At 61.1% G+C, this 21,596-nt stretch carries 23 protein-coding genes; 4 read left to right on the forward strand and 19 right to left on the reverse strand.

Translation table 11 applies throughout. From position 1 onward, the window contains the following. Positions 1-16 precede the first annotated feature (16 nt). A complete protein-coding gene (locus B9Z41_RS09505) occupies positions 17-1,051 on the reverse strand; it encodes an amidohydrolase family protein (RefSeq protein ID WP_100146826.1) in 1,035 nt (344 codons plus the stop codon). 41 nt (positions 1,052-1,092) lie between these two features. Beyond that, entirely contained in the window at positions 1,093-1,809 is a 717-nt protein-coding gene (locus B9Z41_RS09510) for an extracellular solute-binding protein (protein WP_233202613.1), read from the reverse strand. A gap of 117 nt (positions 1,810-1,926) precedes the next feature. On the opposite strand from B9Z41_RS09510, the gene B9Z41_RS09515 reads away from it, so the two are divergent. After that, positions 1,927-2,844 carry a LysR family transcriptional regulator gene (locus tag B9Z41_RS09515; protein WP_100146828.1) on the forward strand — a complete coding sequence of 306 codons (918 nt, stop codon included), beginning with the start codon at positions 1,927-1,929 and terminating at the stop codon, positions 2,842-2,844. Between the two features lie 17 nt (positions 2,845-2,861). On the opposite strand, the gene B9Z41_RS09520 is transcribed toward B9Z41_RS09515, so the two are convergent. The 13 genes from B9Z41_RS09520 to B9Z41_RS09580 all read right to left on the reverse strand — a co-directional run bounded on the left by B9Z41_RS09520 (position 2,862) and on the right by B9Z41_RS09580 (position 16,262). Further along, positions 2,862-4,460, reverse strand: a complete 1,599-nt coding sequence (locus B9Z41_RS09520) for a DHA2 family efflux MFS transporter permease subunit (RefSeq protein WP_100146829.1) — start codon at positions 4,458-4,460, stop codon at positions 2,862-2,864. Further along, the gene (locus B9Z41_RS09525; RefSeq protein ID WP_100146830.1) at positions 4,457-5,668 is read right to left on the reverse strand and encodes an efflux RND transporter periplasmic adaptor subunit; all 1,212 of its coding nucleotides are present in this window, start codon (positions 5,666-5,668) and stop codon (positions 4,457-4,459) included. The genes B9Z41_RS09520 and B9Z41_RS09525 overlap by 4 nt, the downstream gene beginning before the upstream one ends. A gap of 10 nt (positions 5,669-5,678) precedes the next feature. Further along, positions 5,679-7,109, reverse strand: a complete 1,431-nt coding sequence (locus tag B9Z41_RS09530) for an efflux transporter outer membrane subunit (RefSeq protein ID WP_100146831.1) — start codon at positions 7,107-7,109, stop codon at positions 5,679-5,681. Then, complete coding sequence (locus tag B9Z41_RS09535; RefSeq protein ID WP_100146832.1) at positions 7,109-7,984, reverse strand: tetratricopeptide repeat protein; 876 nt, start codon at positions 7,982-7,984, stop codon at positions 7,109-7,111. The genes B9Z41_RS09530 and B9Z41_RS09535 overlap by 1 nt, the downstream gene beginning before the upstream one ends. Before the next feature lie 156 nt (positions 7,985-8,140). Beyond that, positions 8,141-8,443, reverse strand: a complete 303-nt coding sequence (locus B9Z41_RS17335; protein ID WP_100146833.1) for a type II toxin-antitoxin system RelE/ParE family toxin — start codon at positions 8,441-8,443, stop codon at positions 8,141-8,143. Beyond that, positions 8,440-8,670: an addiction module protein gene (locus B9Z41_RS09545; protein ID WP_100146834.1), complete on the reverse strand. Its 231-nt coding sequence runs from the start codon at positions 8,668-8,670 to the stop codon at positions 8,440-8,442. The genes B9Z41_RS17335 and B9Z41_RS09545 overlap by 4 nt, the downstream gene beginning before the upstream one ends. 100 nt (positions 8,671-8,770) lie before the next feature. Then, positions 8,771-9,691, reverse strand: a complete 921-nt coding sequence (locus B9Z41_RS09550) for an oxaloacetate decarboxylase (protein WP_100146835.1) — start codon at positions 9,689-9,691, stop codon at positions 8,771-8,773. After that, on the reverse strand, positions 9,688-10,212 hold the full coding sequence (locus B9Z41_RS09555) for a 3-isopropylmalate dehydratase (RefSeq protein ID WP_199172967.1): 525 nt from the start codon (positions 10,210-10,212) through the stop codon (positions 9,688-9,690). The genes B9Z41_RS09550 and B9Z41_RS09555 overlap by 4 nt, the downstream gene beginning before the upstream one ends. After that, complete coding sequence (locus B9Z41_RS09560; protein WP_108301176.1) at positions 10,205-11,488, reverse strand: 3-isopropylmalate dehydratase large subunit; 1,284 nt, start codon at positions 11,486-11,488, stop codon at positions 10,205-10,207. The genes B9Z41_RS09555 and B9Z41_RS09560 overlap by 8 nt, the downstream gene beginning before the upstream one ends. A 1-nt stretch (position 11,489) precedes the next feature. Beyond that, positions 11,490-12,464, reverse strand: a complete 975-nt coding sequence (locus tag B9Z41_RS09565; RefSeq protein WP_100146837.1) for a tripartite tricarboxylate transporter substrate binding protein — start codon at positions 12,462-12,464, stop codon at positions 11,490-11,492. A gap of 15 nt (positions 12,465-12,479) precedes the next feature. Next, a complete protein-coding gene (locus B9Z41_RS09570) occupies positions 12,480-13,463 on the reverse strand; it encodes a tripartite tricarboxylate transporter substrate binding protein (RefSeq protein WP_100146838.1) in 984 nt (327 codons plus the stop codon). Positions 13,464-13,477: 14 nt separating this feature from the next. Further along, on the reverse strand, positions 13,478-15,772 hold the full coding sequence (locus B9Z41_RS09575) for a molybdopterin cofactor-binding domain-containing protein (RefSeq protein WP_100146839.1): 2,295 nt from the start codon (positions 15,770-15,772) through the stop codon (positions 13,478-13,480). A 10-nt stretch (positions 15,773-15,782) separates the two neighbouring features. Then, positions 15,783-16,262: a (2Fe-2S)-binding protein gene (locus B9Z41_RS09580; RefSeq protein WP_100146840.1), complete on the reverse strand. Its 480-nt coding sequence runs from the start codon at positions 16,260-16,262 to the stop codon at positions 15,783-15,785. A gap of 183 nt (positions 16,263-16,445) precedes the next feature. Here B9Z41_RS09580 and B9Z41_RS09585 point away from each other — a divergent pair, with 183 nt between their 5' ends. From B9Z41_RS09585 to B9Z41_RS09595, 3 genes are all read left to right on the forward strand, one after another. Next, positions 16,446-16,730 carry a DUF1778 domain-containing protein gene (locus B9Z41_RS09585; protein ID WP_108301181.1) on the forward strand — a complete coding sequence of 95 codons (285 nt, stop codon included), beginning with the start codon at positions 16,446-16,448 and terminating at the stop codon, positions 16,728-16,730. Further along, positions 16,727-17,233, forward strand: coding sequence for a GNAT family N-acetyltransferase (locus tag B9Z41_RS09590; protein WP_100146842.1), 507 nt, complete (start codon positions 16,727-16,729; stop codon positions 17,231-17,233). Before B9Z41_RS09585 ends, B9Z41_RS09590 begins: the two co-directional genes overlap by 4 nt. 85 nt (positions 17,234-17,318) lie before the next feature. Next, positions 17,319-19,292 carry an amidohydrolase gene (locus B9Z41_RS09595; RefSeq protein WP_233202614.1) on the forward strand — a complete coding sequence of 658 codons (1,974 nt, stop codon included), beginning with the start codon at positions 17,319-17,321 and terminating at the stop codon, positions 19,290-19,292. Positions 19,293-19,304: 12 nt separating this feature from the next. Here B9Z41_RS09595 and B9Z41_RS09600 read toward each other — a convergent pair whose 3' ends face one another. Genes B9Z41_RS09600 through B9Z41_RS09615 form a run of 4 tightly spaced genes read right to left on the reverse strand, consistent with a single transcriptional unit; the run spans position 19,305 to position 21,574 of the window. Continuing rightward, positions 19,305-20,306: a tripartite tricarboxylate transporter substrate binding protein gene (locus B9Z41_RS09600; RefSeq protein ID WP_100146843.1), complete on the reverse strand. Its 1,002-nt coding sequence runs from the start codon at positions 20,304-20,306 to the stop codon at positions 19,305-19,307. A gap of 20 nt (positions 20,307-20,326) precedes the next feature. After that, entirely contained in the window at positions 20,327-20,914 is a 588-nt protein-coding gene (locus B9Z41_RS09605; protein ID WP_100146844.1) for a malonic semialdehyde reductase, read from the reverse strand. Between the two features lie 27 nt (positions 20,915-20,941). Beyond that, on the reverse strand, positions 20,942-21,253 hold the full coding sequence (locus B9Z41_RS09610; RefSeq protein WP_100146845.1) for a Dabb family protein: 312 nt from the start codon (positions 21,251-21,253) through the stop codon (positions 20,942-20,944). 12 nt (positions 21,254-21,265) lie between these two features. Beyond that, on the reverse strand, positions 21,266-21,574 hold the full coding sequence (locus B9Z41_RS09615; protein ID WP_100146846.1) for a YciI family protein: 309 nt from the start codon (positions 21,572-21,574) through the stop codon (positions 21,266-21,268). Positions 21,575-21,596: the final 22 nt, after the last annotated feature.

The raw sequence follows: 21,596 nt of genomic DNA on the forward strand, positions 1-21,596 counted from the left end.
TTCTCCAGAAAATTAATCAACGGCCTTGCGACTTGAGCTTGGTGTCCAGGCGGGAGAACACGCGACGTGCGTTGCCCTCGTACACCTGGTGACGTTCTTCGGCGCTCAGGTTGGCAGTGGCCTCGATGTAGCGCTTGGTGTCGTCAAAAGGGTGGCCGGTTTCAGGGTCGATGCCACGCACCGCGCCAATCATTTCAGAGGCAAACATGATGTTCTTGACCGGGATCACTTTGGTCAACAAGTCAATGCCTGGCTGGTGGTACACGCAGGTGTCGAAGTAAATGTTGTTGAGCAGGTGCTCGGACAGCAACGGCTTTTTCAGCTCTTGCGCCAAGCCACGGAAACGGCCCCAGTGGTAAGGCACGGCGCCGCCGCCATGGGGAATCAAGAACTTCAAGGTCGGGAAGTCTTTGAACAAGTCGCTGGTCAAACACTGCATGAAGGCGGTGGTGTCCGCGTTCAGGTAGTGCGCGCCGGTGGTGTGGAAACAGCTGTTGCAGCTGGTGGAGACGTGAATCATGGCGGGAATGTCGTACTCCACCATCTTCTCGTAAATGGGGTACCACGACTTGTCGCTCAACGGGGGCGAGGTCCAGTGGCCGCCCGACGGATCGGGGTTGAGGTTGATGCCCACATTGCCGTACTGCTCCACACACTTGACCAATTCTGGAATGCAGGTGGCGGGGTCCACACCAGGCGACTGGGGCAGCATGGCCGCAGGCACAAAGTTGTCGGGAAAGAGCTGCGAGACGCGATAGCACAGCTCGTTACAAATGGCCGCCCAGGTGGACGACACCTGGAAGTCACCAATGTGGTGGGCCATGAAACTGGCGCGTGGGCTGAAGATGGTGATGTCTGAGCCACGCTCTTTCATCTTGGCGAGCTGGTTGGTCTCAATCGTCTCGCGCAGTTCGTCGTCGCTGATCTTGAGCTCCGAGACTTTGGGCATGGACGCGGGATCTTTGATACCGGCGATTTGGCGGTTGCGCCAGTCTTCAAGCGCCTTGGGCGCGGTGGTGTAGTGACCGTGTACGTCGATGATGAGAGACATAAAAAACCTTCAGGGCTAAAAGTTTGGAGATGAGAAAAAAATCAGAGCCAGTCCATGCCCTGGCGACGCTTGACGTCTTCCACGTCAGCCGAAGCCAAGAACTTCAAAAATGCCTGCACCGCCTGAACACGCGCTGCATCATGGGCCATCACTTGCGCAATGCCCGACGAAAAAGTGGTGATGTAAGCCACCTCGGGCGGCAGCGTGCCCAGCACCTCAATGCCGGGCAAGGCAATCAGTTCGCTGAGTTGTTGAAAGCCTAAGGCCACCTCGCCGCGCGCCACCAACGTGCCCACGGGTGTGCCAGGAGGCGGCACCACCATGCGCGGCTTCACCTGCTCGGCAATGCCCCAACGCGCCAGCAATTGGTTCAGGTAAACACCGCTTGGTCCGGTGGAGAACCCTAGGCTGGGACTGGCCAGCACAGCGGCTTTGAGCGCCGCTTCTGTGCCGATGTCGGGATGGGCTGCGCCCGCTTGTACCGCCATCGCCACGGGCGAACGCACCCAGTCGCTGCGGCTGTCGGCCAACACATGGCCCGAGGCGATCAAGCGGTCAATCGCGTCCGACGCCAGCAGCACCACATCAAAGGCTTCGCCTGCTTGCACGCGCTTGGCCGCATCCACGCCGCCCACCGATTCGATCTGCACGGCCACGCCGGTTTCAGCTTGGTAGACCTGGGTCAAATCGGCCAGGATGGCCTTGGTGGCCATGGAAGAAATACCACGCAGCACAAGGGGAGAGGTCGAGGTTTGCATGGGCTGGATTCTAGAGACCTCCCCCTGCTTCAGGTGCCATGTCAGGGGTTTTGGGGAGAACTAGCTGATATAACGAATTTAAATAACAGACAATTGGTTATTCACTTTCAAAAAGCCATGGAACTCAAGCAAATCGAATCCTTTGTCCGGGTCGCCGAGCTAGGCAGCTTCACCAAAGCCGCCATTGCGTTGGGCATGCCACAACCCCTGCTGAGCCGCCATGTGCGCCAGCTGGAAGTGGAATTGCGACAAAACCTGCTGCTGCGCAACGGCCGCGGCGTCACCGTGACCGAAGCTGGCTTGGTGATGCTGGAGCACGGGCGCGGCATCTTGCACCAAGTGAGCGTGGCACAAGAAGAACTGGCCTCGGTGCGCGGCGCCCTCACGGGGCGCGTGTCCATCGGGTTGCCGCCCAGCCTGTCCAAGCTGATCACGGTGCCGCTGACCTTTTCGTTTCGCGACCAGTTGCCGCAGTCACAGCTGTCGCTGACCGAAGGGTTTTCGGTGCCCATGCTTGAGAGCCTGCGAGCGGGCCGCCTGGACATGGCCGTGCTCTACAACCCGCCGCCCTCGCCTGATTTAGAGATGACGGTGCTGCACGAAGATGCCTTGATTTTGATTGCCGGCAAAAAAGCCAAGCTGGCGGGTGCTGCACTGCAACCCAAGGTGGCCTTGTCAGCGCTGTTTGATTTGCCGCTGATCTTGCCCAGCCGACCCAACGCGTTTCGTTTGCTGATCGACACCGAAATGCAGCGCCTCAACCGCAAGCCCCACATCGTGCTGGAGATCGATGGTTTGAATGCGATTTTGGAATTGGTCAAAGAAGGCCTGGGCTATGCCGTGCTGCCCGCCTACACCCTGAGCAACTTTGCCAAGCCCAAAGACTTCAGCACCCACCGCATCGAGCGGCCGCGGCTGCTGAGTCAACTCATGCTGGTGTGGTCGGCGCGTCGCCCCATGACGTCAACCCACAAAGCCGCGCAGCGTGTGACGCAAGAGGTGGTGGGCCAAGCCTTGTTGGCTCACACACTCTGAGACCTCAACACGCAAATTCAGTGCGCGCCGCCCGCATCAGGTGCCAAGGCTGCACCATGGCGGGCGGGCCGCCGGGTGAGCCAGATGAAGCCAATCAAGGCGATGAACAAACCCGCTGACGCCAAGAAAATATCGTCTGCGGCGCGCGTGAATGCCTGCTGATCGATCAAGCGGTTGACCTGCGCCATGGCCTGTTCGCTGCTCAGGCCTGCAGACTTCAAGCCTTCCAGCGTGGCCAGGTACACCCCATTGGCCTGATTCAACGGTTCGGTCAGGTGGGCGTGGTGCAAGGCGGCACGACTCTCCCACAGCGTGGTGGCAATCGAAGTGCCCATGGCACCGGCGGTGATGCGCACAAAGTTGCTCAAGCCCGCTGCCGCAGGAATGCGCTCTGGCGACAAGCCCGACAAGGTGAGCGTGGTCAGGGGAATGAAGAAGAACGCCATGGCCGCGCCCTGCATCAAGGTGGGCCACAAGATGTGGGCAAAGTCGGTTTGCGTGTTGAAGTGCGAGCGCAACACCAGCACGATGGAAAACACAATGAAGGCTCCGGTGGCCATCCAGCGTGGGTCCCAAGCGTTCACTTTCTTGCCCACCAGCGGCGTGAAGAAGATGGCCAAAATGCCCACCGGTGCCAGTGCCATGCCGGCTGAGGTGGCGGTGTAGCCCATCCACTGCTGCAACCACAAAGGCAGCAGCACCACGTTGCCAAAGAACAGCCCATAGGCAATCGACAAGGCCAGCGCGCCAAACGCAAAGTTGCGGCCTTTGAACAAACGCAGGTCCACCACCGGGTGTTCGTCGGTCAACTCCCAAACCACAAAAATGGCAAAGCCAATCAAGGCCACCAGCCCCAGCACCACGATCTCGGTGGAGGCAAACCAGTCCAGCTCTTTGCCCTTGTCGAGCATCAACTGCAAGGCGCCTACCCACAGCACCAGCAAGGTCAGGCCCACACTGTCGATGGGCAGCTTGCGCGTGGGCGTTTCACGCTTGCGGTAAATGCCCCAGGTCAGCGCCGCCGAGGCCAGGCCCACCGGCACGTTGATGTAAAAAATCCAGGGCCACGACACGTTGTCGGTGATCCAGCCCCCGAGCAAAGGGCCCACCACGGGTGCCACCAGCGTGGTCACGCCCCACAAGGCCAGGGCCGTGCCGGCCTTGGCCGCCGGGTAACTGGAGAGCAGCAACGTTTGCGAGAGCGGAATCATGGGCCCGGCCACCAAACCTTGCAGCACGCGAAACACCACCAGCCACTCCAGCGAAGGGGCAAAGCCACACAGCCAACTGGTCAACACAAACAGCAAGATGCTCATGGTGATCAAACGCACCGCGCCAAAGCGTTGTGTGAGCCAGCCTGTGAGCGGCACCGAAATGGCATTGGCCACCCCAAAGCTGGTGATGACCCAAGTGCCCTGCCCCGGACTCACCCCCAAATCGCCCGAGATGGCCGGAATGGACACATTGGCAATGGATGAGTCGAGCACGTTCATGAACGTGGCCAACGACAAAGACAGCGTGCCCAGCAGCAGCATCAAGCCATGCAGTGGCTCGGGCCTGGCAGGGGCTGAGGGCGGTGCAGTGGGTGCGGCGTCAGCGGCAGGTGTGTCGCTCATGGTTTGGCGCTGTGCGTCCCCAGGTTGGCGGCAATGGTGCGTTGCACCTCGGCATCGGCGGCGGCTTGCAGTGTGTCGTAGATGGCGGTCGATGACACCGCGCCCTCACGGCGGGTGTCGGCCAGGTTTTTACCGCTTTGGTCCGCGGTGTCCACCGTCACATCCATCGACAAGCCCACCCGCAACGGATGCTGGGCCAACTCCTGGGGGTCCAACACAATGCGCACCGGCACACGCTGCACCACCTTGATCCAATTGCCCGTGGCGTTTTGTGCGGGTAGCAGTGAGAAAGCCGAGCCCGTGCCCGCGCCCAAACCCGCCACCTTGCCGTGGAACGTCACCTTGTGGCCATACACATCGGCTTCCAGCTCGGCGCTTTGGCCGATGTGCAGCTCGTTGAGCTGGCTCTCTTTGAAATTGGCGTCGACCCACAACTGGTTCAACGCCACCAGGGTCATGAGGGGCGCACCCGCTTGCACGCGCTGCCCCACCTGCACGCTGCGCTTGGCAATGTGCCCATCGATGGGCGCCAACAAGCTCACGCGTTGCAGGCCCAAGTAGGCTTCACGCATCTTGGCCGCAGCACGCGCCACGTTGGGGTGGCTCTCGATGCGGGTGCCTTCGGTTTGCGTTTGACCGGCATTGAATTGCTCTTTGGCCGCGTCGAGTGCCGCCTGCGCCACGTTGAGGCCGCTCTTGGCCGCGCTCAGTTGGGCGCTGATGTGCTGAAACTCTTCTTGACTCACGGCACCACTGGGCACCAGCGGTGCACGGCGGTTCACATCGTCTTGGGTGCGCTGCACATCGGTTTGGGCGCGTTGCACATCGGCCTCGCGCAGCTTGACCTGCGCGGCCAAAGCCCCCGTGTTGGCAAACAAGGCGCGGGCCTCGCGCACGGTCTGCGCCAACTGGGCCTGGGCTTGCTCCAGCGCCACGCGGGCGTCCGACGCGTCGAGCTTGACCAGCAACTGGCCTGCACGCACAAAGTCGGTTTCATCGGCCTGGATGGCCACCACCGTGCCGGTGATTTGCGGCGTGATTTGCAACACATGGCCCATCACATAGGCGTTGTCGGTGCTGACATGGTGTCGGCCCGACACCCAGTGCCAGCCCCCCCACACCAAAGCTGCGACACCGATCGTCGCTGCAATGGCTTGCAAGCCTCGGCGACGTGCGTTGGCTTTTTCATTGGCAGACAGTTGGCTCATGCGATTTCTTTCAATTTTTTTGTTCTTGTGGCGACTCGCGCCAACCGCCGCCCAAGGCTTTCATCATCACCACCTGGTTGTCCAGGGCACGGGCCTGAACCTCGGTGAACGCACGTTGTTGCGCCAGCAATTGGCTTTGCGCATTCAGCACCACGCCCTGATTGACCAAGCCTGCGGCAAAGCGCGCACGGTGGGTGGCGAATGCCGCTTGGGCAGACACCAGGGCCTGCTGTTGGTCGCGCAATTGCACGCGCAAAGACAGGCTGCTGCTGATGGCGTCACTGGCTTCTTTCACCGCATCCAGCAAGGTAGCGTTGTAGCTGGCAATGGCCACGTCCAAGTCGCCCTCGCGGCCACGCAGTTGGGCGCGCAAACGTCCGGCATCGAACAAGGGCAAGCGCAAAGCCGGGCTGATGCCCACTTGGCGGCTGCCGTTGTCAAACAAGTTGTCCAAACCAATGGCGTTCACGCCCACGAAAGCGCCCAAATTCACGTTCGGGTAGAACTGGGTTTTGGCCACCGCCACATCTTGTGTGGCCGCCTCCACGCGCCAGCGCGCCGCCACCACATCGGCTCGTCGACCCAGCAAATCGGCCCCCAAGTTCAAAGGCAAGGCCTCCAGTTGCAAGGCACTGAGTTGCGGCGTCAAACTGTCATAAGCCTGTGGGCCCTGCCCGCTCAAAGCCGCCAGCTGGTGGCGCAGCAAAACCATCTGTTCGTCCAGCGCCTGCACCTGGGTGCGCGCTTCCAACACCCCGACGTCTGACTGGTGCAACTCCAATTGGTTGTCAATGCCCGCCGCCACACGCATTTGCGTGACGCCTTGCAATTGGCTGCGCTGCGTGAGCGTGGCTTGCGCCAACGCGTGCTGTGCCACCACACGCGCCAAGGCGATGTAGCTGCGACTCACCTGCGAGGCCAAGGTCACCGCAGCAGCAGCAGCATCGGCACGGGCGGCTTGCACCTGCCCCAAGGCCGACGCCAATTCGGCCGTGTGTTGGCCAAACAGATCCGGCGTCCAGCCCAGCCCCAACTGCACGTTGCCCGTGTTGTACACACCGCCTGCAATCGGCTTGGGGTAGAGGCCGTTCTCGGTGAAGCGCTGGCGCGACAGGTCTACTGCGGCCGAGGTTTGTGGCAGGCCGTTGGCGCGGCTCACATCGGCCATGGCCAGCATGCGCTCCAGGCGCGCACGCGCCACCACCAAGGTGGGCTGCCCTTGTAGGGCTTGGGTCACGATCTGGTTCAACACCGGGTCCCCCATGGCGCGCCACCAATCGGCGGCCACCTCTGGGGTGGCAGTGTCTTTGAGCCCCAAGGTTTGAACAGCGGTGGGGATTGCCGCTTGTCGCTCAGGGCCAGAGCTGGCACACGCCGTCAACACCCCCACCAGCAGCGCGCCACAGGCCAGACGGACGCGCGCAGAAAAAAGCCAAGACATCACCAGCTGTCGTCGCCACCGCCAGAGGCATCGCTGCCGCTGTCGTCCCAACCACTGCCAGATCCCGCATCAAAGCTGCCCAAGTCGGGGCGTGAAGGTGCATCAAATGGCACATAGCCGCCGTTGTTGTCCACCACCGGCGCGCTGGTGCTGCTGTGGTGGTCACCTTCCAAGGCTTTGGACAAGGCATAACCTGCGGCCACACCGGCCAAGCCCCCCACCACAGCGCCGGTCATGGTGGAGCCACCACTGGGCGTTTGTGCGGGGTAGCCCTGGGGGGCGTAGCCTGGCTGGTTGGGCGTGAACTGCGCGCCAAAGCCACGTGCGGGCTGAGGTTGCATGGGCGCGGGCATGGGGCTACCCGCAGGTGGGTTGTTGGCCACAAAACGGCGTGCCAACCAGGCCACGACCACCACCAGCGCAATGGCAATCCAGATGTAGCTCAGCGGCGAGCTGCCAGAGGCCGCAGGGGCTTGTGGCGCAGGCGCGGCTTGCACCATAGCGGTGGACGGCGTGCTGTGCGTCACGGCGGGCGTGGCCGCTGCACTGACTTTGTCGAACACGGCGTTGAACTGGGCATCGCTGCCGGCAAACTTCAACGACGGGTCGATGGTTTTGGCCTGCTTGAGCTCCGTCAGGGCTTCGGGGTAGCGCGCTTCGCGCGCCAGCACTTGGCCCAGCTCGTAGTGCGCTTTGGCACTTTGGGGCTTTTCTTGGATCACTTCGCGCAGCATCGACTCGGCTTGCGCCATGTGGCCTTCGCGAACCGCAGTTTCAATGTCTTTGGGGGTGGGCAGTGCCAAAGCCAAGGCCGAGACAGCCAACAACAGACCTGCCACCAGGGGCTTGAACAAGGGATGAACAGTCAGGAACATGGATAGACCCTCTCAAAATCAACACAGCCTCAGGCTGCAAGGGGGTCTATTGTGGGGCTTGCTCGTGAATACTAGGTAAAGACCCTAGGACACTCCTCAGATCTTGGGGTCGAAGCGCTGTTCAGCGATAAGCGTTGCCATCCGATGGTGTGACCGTTAAGTGTTATGCCGACGACTTTTCCAGTATCCGGGTTTGCGCCTGAAGTGCGCGACGGCGAATATGACAATTTCGTTTTCCTCCACCATGTAGACAATTGAGAAGGGAAACTTTTTGGGAAAAACGCGACGCGTTCCATGCTTGTATGGAGACCCGGCAAGTGGTAACGATAGCGCCAGCGACACAGCGGCCTCAACGGATTGACGGAATCGGTTTCCGAGGCCCAGCTCAATGGCTTCGTAATAAGTAACCCCGTCCAGAAACTCAAGACGAGCCTCGCTATGAAAGCGTGCGTTGATCACTGAGTAAGACGGCGCGCTTCAGCAAACACATCGACTGCAGGCAAAAGCAAAGCCTCGCCACGCTCGTACTCACCAATTCGCTTAAGAATCTCGGCATCCCAAGCGGCATCGACTTCTGGCGATGACAACTCCTGGAGCGACTCTAGGAGCCCTTCAGCAAGTTGCGCCCGCTCTTGTGGTGAGAGCTGGCGGGCACGTTCAGACAATTCGGCAAGCAAACTAGACATCAACGTTCTCCATGAAACGATTGAGCAAGTTTAAACCTCCAAAGAACCGTGGGCGTCAATGGGCGGTGGGTGCGCATCTTCAAAAACCCTAGGACATCCCTCAAGTGTTGGGGTCGAAGCGCTGTTCCCATGCCTCCACATCGGGCAAACCCAACACGTCGGTGTACTCGCGTGAAGACAGCATGCGTGGGCGCACTTGGGCGGTGCTGCCGTCGTGCTTGAGATGCCCCAGGGCTTCGCGCATGGCAAAACCCACGGCGTTGCGAATCATGCCGGGGTAAATCGCCACGCCAATGCCGTGGGTGTGCAGCTGGTCTGAGGTCACCTCGGCCAGTGCGCCACCGGCGTCGATGTTGACCACACAGGGCACCGGCACCACATCGGCGATGCGGCGAATGTCAGCCAAGATGCCCGCGTGGCCTTTGAGTTCCACAAACACCGCCCCCGCGCCAACCTGCGCAAAGGCCTGGGCACGCCGGATGGCTTCGTCTAGCCCCATGGAGGCCGCGCTGTCGGTGCGGCCAATCACCATGAAGTCGGGGTCGTTGCGCGCCGCCACAGCAGCGGCAATTTTGGCCACCGCCTCGTCAAAAGGCAGCACTGTGCGCGCGCCGGGCAACTGGGCGCAGCGCTTGGGCGAGCATTGGTCTTCGATGTGGATGGCGGCCACGCCTGCGGCCTCGAACTCAGCCACCGTGCGCTGCAAGGCCACGATGCCACCGTAGCCAGTGTCGGCGTCACAAATCAGCGGCAAGTCCATGCAAGCGGCCACGTTGCGGGCATGGTTGGCCATCTGCGTCAAATCAATCAGCCCCACATCGGGACGACCCAACAAACAGGCCGACACGCCGTTGCCGGTCATGTACGCGGCTTCGAACCCGGCTTGTGCGACCAAGCGTGCGCCGTAGCCGTCGTAAATGCCAGGCGCCACCAAGGCGCGCTGCTTGACCGTGGCCAAACGCTGTTGCAAGGCTTGGCGAATGCGCGAGACGCGGCCCGGGGCGCGAGAGGTGGTGGTCATGCGGTGACTTCCCAGTTGGGGTATTTTTTCAAGAACGGAATCAGCCCGCCCTCGCGCAAGATGGCCAAGATGGCCTCAGGCAAAGCCCTGAAACTGCGCGTGATGGGTGGCTGGCTGGCGTCGGAGGGGGTCACCGTGAAGGTGTGGGCTTGCAGGTCCAAACGCGCTGACGCGCCGTTGGGCAAACCGGCGGTGTCGCACTCCAGCACCAACAGCCCGTTGTTGATGGCGTTGCGGAAAAACTGGCGCCCGAACGAGGGCGCCACGATGGCGGCCACACCCATGCGGCGCAAGATGTGTACCGCTTGTTCGCGCGAGGAGTTGATGCCAAAGTGCGTGCCCGCCACGATGATGTCGCCCGACTTGAAACGCTGCACAAAACTCGGATCGACGGCTTCAAAGGCGTGGGCCGCGATGTAGGCCTCGTCTTTGCCGGGCAGGTATTTGCCCGAGCAGTTGAGGTCGGTGTTGACGTCGTCACCCAACACCCAGGCGGTGGCTTCCATCAAATGCTCAGACATGGCTGGCCTCCCATTGACCGCCTTCAACCGTGCGAGGGTCGGTGATGCGCCCGGTCAGGGCAGACGCGGCCACCGTAGCTGCGGAGCCGAGCCAAATCTCGGCCTCGTGGTTGCCCAGACGGCCTTGGAAATTGCGGTTGGCGGTGGAGATCACCACCTCGCGGTCGCCTGGAATCAAATGGTTGGTGATGCCCACGCAGGTGCCGCAGCCTGCGGCTTCCACCGAGGCACCGGCTTCGGTCAAGGTCTCAATCAGTCCCTCACGCAAAGCCGCCAAATAAATTTGCCGCGAAGCCGGGGTGATGATCATGCGCACGCCCGAGGCCAAACGACGGCCTTTCAAAATCGCGGCGGCTTGGCGCATGTCGTCCAAGCGGCCGTTGGTGCAGGTGCCAATCAGCGCGAAGTTGATCTTTTGGCCAATCACCTCGTGAGCAGCCACCACATCGTCCACCGCATGCTTGCGCGCGACTTGGGGCGCGAGTTGCGAAGCGTCGATGTCCAGCCGATCGGCATACACCGCATCGGCATCGGCAAACACAGGCTGAGGTGGACGCGCACCGTGCGCCGCCAGCCAAGCGAAGGTTTTGTCATCGGCTTCGAGCAACGCAGCCTTGGCACCGAGTTCGGCGGCGTGGTTGGCCAGGGTCATGCGGTCGTCGATTTCCATGGCGTTCACGGCTGAGCCCACGTACTCGATGGCACGGTAGTTCAAGCCTTCCGCGCCAAAGCGACCCAGCATGTACAGCGTCAGGTCTTTGGCCCACACACCGGGTTGCAAACGTCCGTTGAGGGTGACGCGCACCGACTCGGGCACACGCAGCCACACCTTGCCGGTGGCCATCACCGCACTCACGTCGGTGCCTTCAATGCCGGTGCCAAACGCGTTGAACGCGCCGTAGGTGACCGAGTGGGTATCCGTGCCCACCACCAAGTCACCACAGGTCAGGTGGCCGCCTTCAGGCAGTACCTGGTGGCAAATGCCGTCGCCAATGTCGTACAGCTGGCTGCCGTGTTCTTTGGCAAAACGGCGCATCGCACTGTGGCCTTGTGCCGCCTCGACCGTGGGCGGGGGTGAGTAATGGTCGAGCACCCACGCGGTCTTGGAGGCAAAGGGCAGCTTGGCGTCCATCTTCTCGACCATGCGAATGGCGTTGGGTGCACGGGCGTCGTGCACCATCGCGTAATCCACGTTGGCCACGACGATGTCGCCCGCGTGCACCTGGGTCTGGCCCGAACGTTGGGCCAGTATTTTTTCAGCCATGGTGGCGCTCATGTCAATCTCCGCTGATGCCTGCATTGCGCACAATCGCGCCCCACTTGTCGCTCTCCACGCGCATGTAGCGCGCGGTGTCTTCGGGCGAGGTGGGTGTGGGGGCCAAGCCCAGCTTACGCAGCTGCGCGGCCACATGGGGGTCGTTCAAGGTGGTGGTGATGACCTCGTTCAAACGCTTCACCACGTCGGGCGGCGTGCGCAAGGGCGCGGTGAAGGCATACCAGTTGACGGCCTCAAAGCCCGAATAGCCCAACTCGGCAATGGTGGGCACGTTGGGCAACACGTCCATGCGTTTGGCACTGGTCACGGCCAGCGGGCGCAGCTTGCCGTTTTGGATGAACTGCATGGCATCGGTCGGGCTGGAGAAGATGGAGGGCAGCACGCCGCCCAGCAAATCGTTCATGGCGGGCGCGCCGCCACGGTAGGCCACGTGCTGGTTGTTGAGGTTGGCCGTGGCCTTGAACAACTCACCCGCCAAGTGCCCTGCACTGCCGATGCCCGAAGAGCCAAACGACACCCGCGAGCGCTCGGCCTTGCCTTGGCGCACATAGTCGTCCAAGGTGCGGATGTCGCTGTTGGCATTGACCACCAAAACGTTGGGGAACACGATGGCCATGCTCAAGGCCTGCATGTCGGTGACGGGGTTGTAGCTGAGCTTGTTGATGTGCTGGTTCACCGCCAACGAGCCGATGGTGCCCAGCATGATGGTGTAGCCATCTGCGGGGGCTTTGACCAATTGCTCAGAGGCGATGTTGCCACCGGCGCCAGGCCGGTTTTCGATCACCACCGATTGCTTGAGCAACTCGCCCATGCGCGGCGCCATGATGCGCGCCACGGTGTCCGAGCTGCCGCCGGGCGCAAAGCCAATCAGCAACTTGACGGGCCGTGTGGGAAAAGGCTCAGCGGCTGACGCAACCGAGGCCCCCAAAAAAGAAGCGGCACCCAAAAGTGCCGCTAACAACTGTCGTATGTTCATGTGTTCTCACTCTGGCTAATCGACTCTCGCACCCGAATCTTTGACGATGCGCGACCAGCGCTGCAAGTCGTCGCGCACGATGATAGCGAGTTGCTCTGCGCTGCCTTTGAAAGGCTCGCACCCCAGAGTCGCCAACTTGTCTTGGGTTTCCTTGGCGTCCAGGGCTTTGGCCACCTCGTCTTGAATTTGCGCCAAGATGTGCTTGGGCGTGCCAGCGGGTGCAAACATGCCGTACCACGGGGTGGCACCAAAGCCTTTGACGGTCTCGCCAATGGTGGGCACATCGGGCAGTGCGGCCAAGCGCTTTTCGTTCACCACCCCCAAGACCTTGAGCTTGCCGGAGCGGATGAAGGCAATCGAGGACGGCATGCTTTGCACCGACAGCGGCACTTGCCCACCCACCACATCGGTCGCTGCCATGGCCGCGCCTTTGTAGGGAATGTGCTGCAACTGAATGCCCGTGGCCTTTTGCAGCATCTCCCCAATCAGGTGGTTCAAGGTGCCATTGCCCGCCGACGCAATGGCCAGCGGCTCGGGCTTGGACTTGGCCAATGCAATCAACTCGGCCACGGTGTTGGCAGGCAACGCCGGGTTGGCCACCAGCACGTAACCGGCCTTGGCCAAGGGTGCCACGGGGTCAAAGTCTTTCACCGGGTCAAAGCCGGTGCGCTGGTAGAGAAACGGGTTGATGACTTGGGCGCTGTCGGCGTTGACCAGCAAGGTGTAGCCATCGTTCTTGGCCTTGGCCACCGACGCTGTGCCCACATTGCCACCGGCGCCCGGGCGGTTTTCCACCACCACGGGTTGGCCCCATTGCTCGCTGAGCTTTTGCGCCAGCACGCGGGCAATGGCGTCGTTGGCACCGCCTGCGGTTTGCGGCACCACCAAGGTCACGGTTTTGCTTGGGTATTTGTCTTGCGCCTGTGCGAGCCATGGGCTGCACAGTGCCAGGCCCCAACAGGCCAGCCACCAGTTGCGACGGTGCATCGGCGTGAACATGGTGTGTGCGTCGCTCAGGTGGTCAAGGCCTGCTTGACGCGGGCGGGCGCCAGTGGGTAGCGGCGAATGCGCACACCCGTGGCGTCAAACACCGCATTGGCGATGGCGGCTGGGAAGCAGACGATGGCGGGCTCACCGGCACCGCCAATGGGTTTGTCGGGGCGATTGAGCAAGACGATCTCGACTTGACCCGGAATGTCGTCCAAGCTGGCGATGCGGTAGCTGTTCCAGTCCACGCTGTTGACGCGCTGGGGATCGAAATGGACTTCTTCATACAACGAGCGGCTGATGCCCTGCATGATTTGCCCTTCCATCGCCGCGCGTACACCAATCGGGTTGACGATCAGGCCGCAGTCGTTGGCGATCACCAGCTTCTTGACCCAGATGCGTCCCGTGTCGCGGTGCACTTCGACCTCACAGGCCACGGCCGCATACGACTGGTAACCCGCGTGCAAGGCCATGCCACGACCGGTCATCACCTTGGCCGTCGACTTGCCGCGTGCTTTGGTGCGCGGTGCCCAGCCCAGTTTTTCAGCAGCCGCTTTCACCACGTCGGCCTCACGCGGGTCTTGCATGTGCTTCATGCGGAATGCCACCGGGTCCATGCCGGTGGCGTGCGCCACTTCGTCGATGAAGCACTCTTGTCCAAAGTGGGTTTGCATTTCTTGCGGCGCACGCATGTGCGCGGTGCGCATGGGCGAGGCTTGCTCCAAGTACGGAGGAATGGTTTCCCACCAGTGCACATGGTTGTTGAACTTGTAGCTTTCTTCGGGCACGTTGAAGTTGTAGGCGGTCCACTTCTTGTGGCCGGTTTGCATGCCGACCAAGGTGTGCTCAGGACTCTCAGCGTTGAACTTGACGTCCCAGCCGTTGAAGCCCTTGGCCTTGAGCAACCAGCCCGTCACGTTGTTGGCCTCATCGAGGCCCGCTTTCATGGTGATCACCGCAGCGGGAGCTTTGGGGTCCCAGGCGATGCCCTCGGCACGCGACCATTGCATGCGCACGGGACGGCCAAACTCTTTGGACAGCAGCGCGGCTTCATAAGGGGCCTCATCGGCATCGCTGCGACCATACGAGCCCGCGCCGTGCATCCACTTCACCTGCACATTGGCTTCGGGCAGGCCCAAGAACTTGGCAATGCCTTCACGCAAGTAGTGGGGCTTTTGCACATCGGCCCAAATTTGCACTTGGTCACCCTTGACATCGACCACGCCGCACGACGGTGAGATGCGCGCGTGCGACTGGAACGAACACTCGTACTCGGCCTCGATCACGCGCTTGGACGAGGCGAGCGCCGTCAAGGTGGGCTTGGCGTCGTAGGCTTTTTTACCGCCAAAAATGGGGATGGCGTTGGACGCGGTCACAGGTGCCGAGCGGATGTGCTCAAACACCGTGCCTTCGCCACCACCCAACGGGCCTTGTACGTCAGACCAAGTGACCTTGAGTTGGCGCGATGCACGCACCGCATTCCACTCGGTCTCGGCCAACACGGCCACAAAGCCGCCTTTGACAAAGTGCTTGGCACCGGGGATGTCGGCAATCGACGCCGCATCGACCGACAGCGGCATGGCCCCAGCCACAGGCGGGCGCACGGCACGCGCATGCAACAGGTTGTCAGGACGGATGTGCGCGGTGTAATGCTCTTTGGCACCCACCTTGTCGGCAATGTCTTTGCGCTTGATGCCTTGGCCCACGATCTTGTACTGCGACACATCTTTGGGTTTGGCCATGCCCTGGGCATTCATGCCGTTGCCGATGGCGTTGTTCCACTTCAACGAAGCCCCAAAGTCTTTGCCACCAATCAAGTCGGCATAGCTCACGCTTTGTGCCGTATTGGCTTTGACGAACACGCGGCCGTTCTCGGTGGCCAGCTCGCTGGCGGCCACGCCCAAACGGGCCGAGGCGGCTTCGACCAACAAACGACGGGCTTCAGCGGCTGCGTTACGCAGCGGGTTGGAGCCCATGCGCAAACCGGTGCTGCCGCTGCCGCCGCCTTGGTTGGGGGTGAGGCGGGTGTCGCCCATCACCACGGTGACCGCGTCCATCGACACATCGAGTTCTTCGGCCACGATTTGGGCGATGGCGGTATCGAGGCCCTGGCCGCAATCCATCTTGCCAAAGTTGGCGGTCACATGGCCATTGGTGGCAATGCGAATCCAGGTGTCGAGTGCGGTGGGTTGGGGTCCGATGACCACAGGTGGCGAGGCTTGCGCCAGGGCATCGCCCACAAACACAGAACCACTGGCGCCCACAATCAGCGCGCCTTGGGTCTGCATGAATTCACGACGAGAAAGCTTGGGGGTGTTCATGGTGGCTCCTTCAGGCTTTGGCGTTGGGGGTCATGGTGTCGCTGGCGCGTTTGACCGCGCGCATGATCGCAATTTGGGTGCCGCAGCGGCATTGCACATTCGCGAACGCTTGTTTGATTTGGGCTTGGGTGGGCTTGGGCGTTTTCTCCAGCAAGGCCACGCTGTTCATGATCCAGCCGTTCGAGCAGTAGCCGCACTGCGCCGCCTGTTCGTGCACAAAGGCTTCTTGCACTGGGTGCAGCTGACCGTTTTTGGCCAAGCCATCGAGCGTGCGAATGGGCTTGCCCACCACCGCGCTGGTTGGGGTGACACACGAGCGCACTGGCTTGCCATCGACCAACACGGTGCAGGTGCCGCACTGGGCCAAGCCACAACCAAACTTAGGCCCCTTGAGCTTGAGCTTGTCGGTCAAGGCGTACAGCAGAGGTTCATCGACCTCGGCTTGCACGGTCTGCGGGGTTCCGTCCACATTGAGTGAATAGTTGGGCATGGCGTCTCCTGAAGAGGGAAGGTTTCTACAAAAACTGTGAGCATGCTAAAGAAGATCACCCGTGCAGATGTCAGCGTTTTCCCTTTGGCTGTGTACCTTGGTGACAGGGTATTTGCATCGCCCCATTCTTTGACAAAGACGACCAATAGCCGTACATTAACGCCACTTCATTCGGAGAAACAGATGACTGCCACAGCCTTAAAAAGTGCACGCATGGAACTCAAAACCACCGCGGATGCCAAAGAACTTCTCAACAAAGCCGCGCTGTTAGACGGCATGGACTTGTCTTCGTTTGTCATGAGTTCTGCCATCGAAAAGGCGCGCAAAGTGTTGCTGGCACATGCAGCCATCACCTTGTCCAAAGAAGGCCAACTCAACTTGGCCCGTTTGGTCATGCAGTCCCCCAAGCCCACCAAAGCCATGAAAGACTTGATGGCCCTGCCCCCTCTGCCGCAGCAGAAAAAATGAACATCGTTTCATCGCTGTTTGACCCAACGGTCAAATACCCAGGACTGAAAGATTTCGACTGCGGCTTGGATGCCATCAACCGTTTTGCCAGACACAACTTGTCCAAGCAAGTACGCCAAGGCGTATGCGTCGCCTACGCCTTGCTGGACAGCGACGACGCTCAGCGTTTGGTGGGTTTTGTCACGCTGGCCAACCACAGCATCGAACTCTCTCGCTTGAGTGTGCTTGAGCTAGGGTCTATGCCCCGAACCATCCCTTGCACGCGGGTGGTGATGCTCGGTGTGGCCAAGTCTTACCAGCAGCACCGTCTGGGTCAGCAGTTGATCAAGATCGCCTTGCAAGCGGCTCAAGCGAGCGCCGTCAACGTGGGCAGTTTTGGCGTCTACCTGGATGCCGACGCCAACGCTGTGGGCTTTTATCAAAAGCTCGGTTTTGTGTTGCTGCAAGGCAATCAGTCCCCAGATCCGTCGCCCATGTTTTTGTCCATGTCGAGCATTGCCTGAAAGCATTGAGGTCGTCCAGTCACCAACGTGTCAGCCTCCAGCCGCGTCGCCAGACATGATGCGCGGCAAAATAAGGAGACACGCCATGCTTTGCCTGCAACCCGACTGCACCGACCTCAGCTGCCAAACCCCGTCAGAGAACGCCCAAAGTTATTTCGGGCGACGCCAGTTTTTGCGTGACTTGATTGGCGGCGGCGTGGCGGTCGGCAGCCTGTCGTCCATCAGCGGTTGCGCCAGCATGCTGGCGCCCAGCGTGAGTGCGGAGACCATCGTCATCAACGGTCGCATGGCCACCCTCAACCCCAAGCAACCGACCGCCTCGGCCTTGGCGGTGGCTGACGGCAAGATCTTGGCCATTGGCACCGAGGACGAGGTGATGCGCCACAAGGGCCCCAACACCCGCGTCATCGACGCCCAAAAACGCACCATCGTGCCGGGTCTGAACGACGCCCACACCCACTTCATCCGCGGCGGCTTGACCTACTCGATGGAAGTGCGCTGGGACGGTTTGTCCTCGCTCAGCCATGGCCTGGAAATTTTGCGCATCCAAGCGCAACGCACACCCTCACCGCATTGGGTGCAGGTGATTGGCGGTTGGACCTGGGCGCAGTTTGCCGAAAAGCGCTTCCCCACATTGGACGAAATCAACGCCGCCACGGGCGATACCCCCGCCATGATCATGCACTTGTACGACCGTGCGTGGATCAACCGCGCAGGCTTGCGCGTGCTGGGCTGGAACAAAGACACACCCAACCCCTTTGGCGGCCAGATCGAGCGCGACGGCGCGGGCAACCCCACCGGTTTGTTGGTCGCCACCATTGGCCTGCCTGCGCTGGTCAACACCTGGTTGAAGATTCCACGCCTGTCGCCCGATGACCAAATTTTGTCCACCCAGCATTTCATGCGCGAGAACAACCGCCTGGGACTGACCAGCGTGATCGACGCCGGCGGTGGTGGCCAAAATTACCCCGACAACTACGCCGCCATCGCCCAGTTGGCGCGCGACAAAAAAATGACCATGCGCATTGGCTACGAGTTGTTTGCGCAAGCCGGTGGCAAAGAGATCGACAACTACCAAGCCTGGAGCAAGATGGTTCAAGTGGGCGAAGGCGACGACTACTTCCGCATGCTCGGCGCGGGTGAATACATCGTCTGGGCCGCCGGTGACGTGACCAACTTTGACAAGGCACCGCCCACCATCCCTGCCGTGATGGAGAGCCAGCTCACCGCCGTGGGCAAGTTTTTAGCCGGGCAACGCTGGCCGTTTCGCATGCACGCGAGCTTTGACGCCACGGCGCAGCGCATCTTGGGTGTGCTGGAGCAAGTGCACCGCGAAGTGCCGCTCACCGGCCTGCGCTGGGGCTTGGACCACTGCGAAACGCTGTCGCCCCAAACGCTGGAGCGTGTGGCGGCACTGGGCGGCAGCATCAACATCCAAAACCGCATGTCCTTGGACGGCGAAGCCTTCCTCAAACGCTATGGCCCCCAGGTCTCAGCCAACGCGCCACCGATCCAGCGCATTCGCGAAATGGGCATCCCACTGGCCGCAGGCACCGACGGCAACCGTGCCACCAGCTACAACCCGTGGGTGGGCGTGCACTGGCTGATCACGGGCAAAACACTCGGCGGCGCCAAGCTGCAAGGTGACCACAACCTGCTGGATCGCACCGAAGCCTTGCGCCTGTACACCACGGGCGGCGCCTGGATGTCCAACGAAGAAACCAAAAAAGGCACGCTCGAAGTGGGCAAGTTTGCCGACCTGGTGTTCTTGTCGGGCGACTACTTCAACATGCCGGTGGACGAGATCAAGAACCTCGAATCAGTGCTCACCATGGTGGGTGGCAACGTGGTGTACGGAGCCGGCACTTATGAGAGCTTGGCCCAAGCCGCGCCGCCCATTCGCCAAGACTGGCTGCCGATGAAAGACTATGGCCGCTACTACAAACGTGCTGGCATGGAGGCTCCCACACCCAACCGCAGCGCACAAGGTGCGCACCAGCACCCCTTGATCATTGGGGATGCCGGCTCATGGCGGATGGAATGCCCTTGCGCGTTTTGAACGCGACGGGTTTTACTCCAGCTCAATGCGGCGATCGGCCACCACTTTTTTGAGGTTGCCAATGTCGCGCTCGACGCGCTGACGAAACTCCGCTGGACTGCTGGCGCGAGGCGTACCGCCAAAGTCAATCAGCTTTTGGCGCACATCGTCTTGGGCCAACACCGCACGCAGTTCTTTGTTGACTCGCTCCAGGATGGCGGGCGGTGTGCCCACCGGTGCGGCAATGCCCAACCACGACTCGAACACCACCTGCGGCAAGGTGTCGGCAACCGTGGGCACACCAGGCACCGGGCTGTTGCCGGCAGGCGATGTCACGGCGATGGCGCGCACGCGCTGGTCTTTGAGCAAGGAAGCGGTGAGCGTCATGGTGTCGATCATCACATCCACACGTCCTGCCAACAGCTCGGTCAAGGGGCCCGTGCCACCCTTGAACGGCACATGGGTGATTTGCACACCGGCTTCACTGAAGGCCCATTCGGCCACCAAGTGCATGGCGGTGCCCACCCCCACGGAGGAGTAGGTGTATTTGTTGGGCTCGGCCTTGGCGCGTTTGACCAAATCGGCAAACGAGGTGATGGAGGAACCTGGCGCCACGGTCAGCGCCAGCGGATAGGTGGTGATGGTGCTGACCCAGGCGAAGTCTTTCACCGGGTCAAACGGCAAACTCTTTTTCATGGCGGCGCCACTGGCGTGGCCACTGGGCAGCAAGATCAAGGTGTAACCATCTGGCGCCGAGCGGACCAGCATTTCTGCGGCGATGTTGCCCCCAGCCCCAGGCTTGTTGTCGACCACCACGTTTTGCCCCAAGCGCTCGCCGAGCGGCTTGGCCACCAAACGCGCCACGATGTCTGAGCCCCCACCGGCCGGAAAACCCAGCAGCATGCGGATGGGCTTGGTGGGGTATGCAGGCTCAGCCGCCAACGCAGGGGCTGAGGCCATGCACGCCAACACAACAGCCGACAAGCCACGCCCCCAAGGGCGCGCGAACGCAGTGAAGTCAAACAAAGTGGCCATGAGGTGGGTCTCGCGCTGTCTTACAGAACTTGCGTGGCTTGCTCGAACGTCAAGCGTGGGTTGCGATTGAACAACTTGCTGGTGTCCATGTAACCCAGGTTGATCAAGTAGTTGGCTTGCCAACGACCGTCGGGGAAGAACTCGGCATTGACTTTGGCCACATCAAAGCCGCTCATGGCGCCACAGTCCAGGCCCAAGGCACGGGCGGCAATCATGAAGTACGCGCTGCCCAGGGTTCCGTTGCGCGTGGCAGTGCCAGCGGCCAAACCAGCGTTGCCCGCGAACATTTCTTTGGCATCGGGTTTGTTGGGGAACACCACGGGCATGTGCTCGAAGAACTGGGTGTCGTTGGCCACGATCACGGTGACAGGTGCCTGGCTGGTTTTGTCCACGTTGCCGGGAGACAAGGCGGGCAACAAACGAGCCTTGGCTTCGGGGGTGGTCAAGAACACGTAGCGTGTGGGTTGGGTGTTCATCGAGGTGGGGCCCATCTTGGCGATCTCGTACACCTCTTTGAGCAGGCTCAAAGGCACGGGCTTGTCGATGAAGCCGTTGGCGGTGCGTGCGTTGGTGAACAGATGGTCGATGGCGTCTTTGGAAATGGTCATGAAAGCCTCAGAAAAAGAAAAACAAATTTATGCAACAGATGTGCTCACAAAATCCACTTGGTGGCGGGCAATACGCACCGCCCCTAGGGTTTGCTTCACGCGTAAATGCGCGGGGTGGGATGCATACGCATCCAATGACTCTTGCGAATCAAACTCAGTGTAGAGCACCACATCGCAAGCATAGTCGACATGGCTGTGGTCAATGCCCACCTCCACATGCAACAGGCCTGGAATATGCCCCCGCAAGGCCTCAAACTGAGATTGAATCAGCTGGCGGTTGGCTTGCTTTTGCGCAGGCGTGTCGCCCTGCACGTCCCACATCACGATGTGTTTGATCACAGCGGGTGCCTTTCAATGCGCCGCAGGCGGAAAACCCGCTTTTTGCGGCCACAGGTTGACGAAGGCGTGCACTTCGGTGCGCGCATACAAACCAGCTTTGGTAAAGGGCTCTTGGCTCAACCAGGCATGGGCCGCGTCGCGCGAGGCAAAGTCAATCGCCAGCAAGCTGCCCAGCATGGTCTGGCCGTCGTCATGCGTCAGCGGCCCTGCAAAAGCGATGTGCTCGGCCACTTGCGCCAAGTAGTCTTTGTGCTCAGGACGCATGCGCGCACGCAACTCGGCGTGGTCGGGCTTGTCGATCAGGATGAAGGTGAAGATCATGAAGGCTCCGGCAACACACCCA

This window comes from Limnohabitans sp. JirII-31, from assembly GCF_002778315.1.
In the GTDB taxonomy this organism is placed as follows: Bacteria; Pseudomonadota; Gammaproteobacteria; order Burkholderiales; family Burkholderiaceae_C; genus Limnohabitans.

What these genes read in the sequence shown, in the direction of transcription:
- B9Z41_RS09505 (WP_100146826.1), bottom strand. Translation starts at nt 1,051, where the DNA reads ATGTCTCTCATCATCGACGTACACGGTCACTACACCACCGCGCCCAAG.
- B9Z41_RS09510 (WP_233202613.1), bottom strand. Translation starts at nt 1,809, where the DNA reads ATGCAAACCTCGACCTCTCCCCTTGTGCTGCGTGGTATTTCTTCCATG.
- B9Z41_RS09515 (WP_100146828.1), top strand. Translation starts at nt 1,927, where the DNA reads ATGGAACTCAAGCAAATCGAATCCTTTGTCCGGGTCGCCGAGCTAGGC.
- B9Z41_RS09520 (WP_100146829.1), bottom strand. Translation starts at nt 4,460, where the DNA reads ATGAGCGACACACCTGCCGCTGACGCCGCACCCACTGCACCGCCCTCA.
- B9Z41_RS09525 (WP_100146830.1), bottom strand. Translation starts at nt 5,668, where the DNA reads ATGAGCCAACTGTCTGCCAATGAAAAAGCCAACGCACGTCGCCGAGGC.
- B9Z41_RS09530 (WP_100146831.1), bottom strand. Translation starts at nt 7,109, where the DNA reads ATGTCTTGGCTTTTTTCTGCGCGCGTCCGTCTGGCCTGTGGCGCGCTG.
- B9Z41_RS09535 (WP_100146832.1), bottom strand. Translation starts at nt 7,984, where the DNA reads ATGTTCCTGACTGTTCATCCCTTGTTCAAGCCCCTGGTGGCAGGTCTG.
- B9Z41_RS09545 (WP_100146834.1), bottom strand. Translation starts at nt 8,670, where the DNA reads ATGTCTAGTTTGCTTGCCGAATTGTCTGAACGTGCCCGCCAGCTCTCA.
- B9Z41_RS09550 (WP_100146835.1), bottom strand. Translation starts at nt 9,691, where the DNA reads ATGACCACCACCTCTCGCGCCCCGGGCCGCGTCTCGCGCATTCGCCAA.
- B9Z41_RS09555 (WP_199172967.1), bottom strand. Translation starts at nt 10,212, where the DNA reads ATGTCTGAGCATTTGATGGAAGCCACCGCCTGGGTGTTGGGTGACGAC.
- B9Z41_RS09560 (WP_108301176.1), bottom strand. Translation starts at nt 11,488, where the DNA reads ATGAGCGCCACCATGGCTGAAAAAATACTGGCCCAACGTTCGGGCCAG.
- B9Z41_RS09565 (WP_100146837.1), bottom strand. Translation starts at nt 12,464, where the DNA reads ATGAACATACGACAGTTGTTAGCGGCACTTTTGGGTGCCGCTTCTTTT.
- B9Z41_RS09570 (WP_100146838.1), bottom strand. Translation starts at nt 13,463, where the DNA reads ATGTTCACGCCGATGCACCGTCGCAACTGGTGGCTGGCCTGTTGGGGC.
- B9Z41_RS09575 (WP_100146839.1), bottom strand. Translation starts at nt 15,772, where the DNA reads ATGAACACCCCCAAGCTTTCTCGTCGTGAATTCATGCAGACCCAAGGC.
- B9Z41_RS09580 (WP_100146840.1), bottom strand. Translation starts at nt 16,262, where the DNA reads ATGCCCAACTATTCACTCAATGTGGACGGAACCCCGCAGACCGTGCAA.
- B9Z41_RS09585 (WP_108301181.1), top strand. Translation starts at nt 16,446, where the DNA reads ATGACTGCCACAGCCTTAAAAAGTGCACGCATGGAACTCAAAACCACC.
- B9Z41_RS09590 (WP_100146842.1), top strand. Translation starts at nt 16,727, where the DNA reads ATGAACATCGTTTCATCGCTGTTTGACCCAACGGTCAAATACCCAGGA.
- B9Z41_RS09595 (WP_233202614.1), top strand. Translation starts at nt 17,319, where the DNA reads ATGCTTTGCCTGCAACCCGACTGCACCGACCTCAGCTGCCAAACCCCG.
- B9Z41_RS09600 (WP_100146843.1), bottom strand. Translation starts at nt 20,306, where the DNA reads ATGGCCACTTTGTTTGACTTCACTGCGTTCGCGCGCCCTTGGGGGCGT.
- B9Z41_RS09605 (WP_100146844.1), bottom strand. Translation starts at nt 20,914, where the DNA reads ATGACCATTTCCAAAGACGCCATCGACCATCTGTTCACCAACGCACGC.
- B9Z41_RS09615 (WP_100146846.1), bottom strand. Translation starts at nt 21,574, where the DNA reads ATGATCTTCACCTTCATCCTGATCGACAAGCCCGACCACGCCGAGTTG.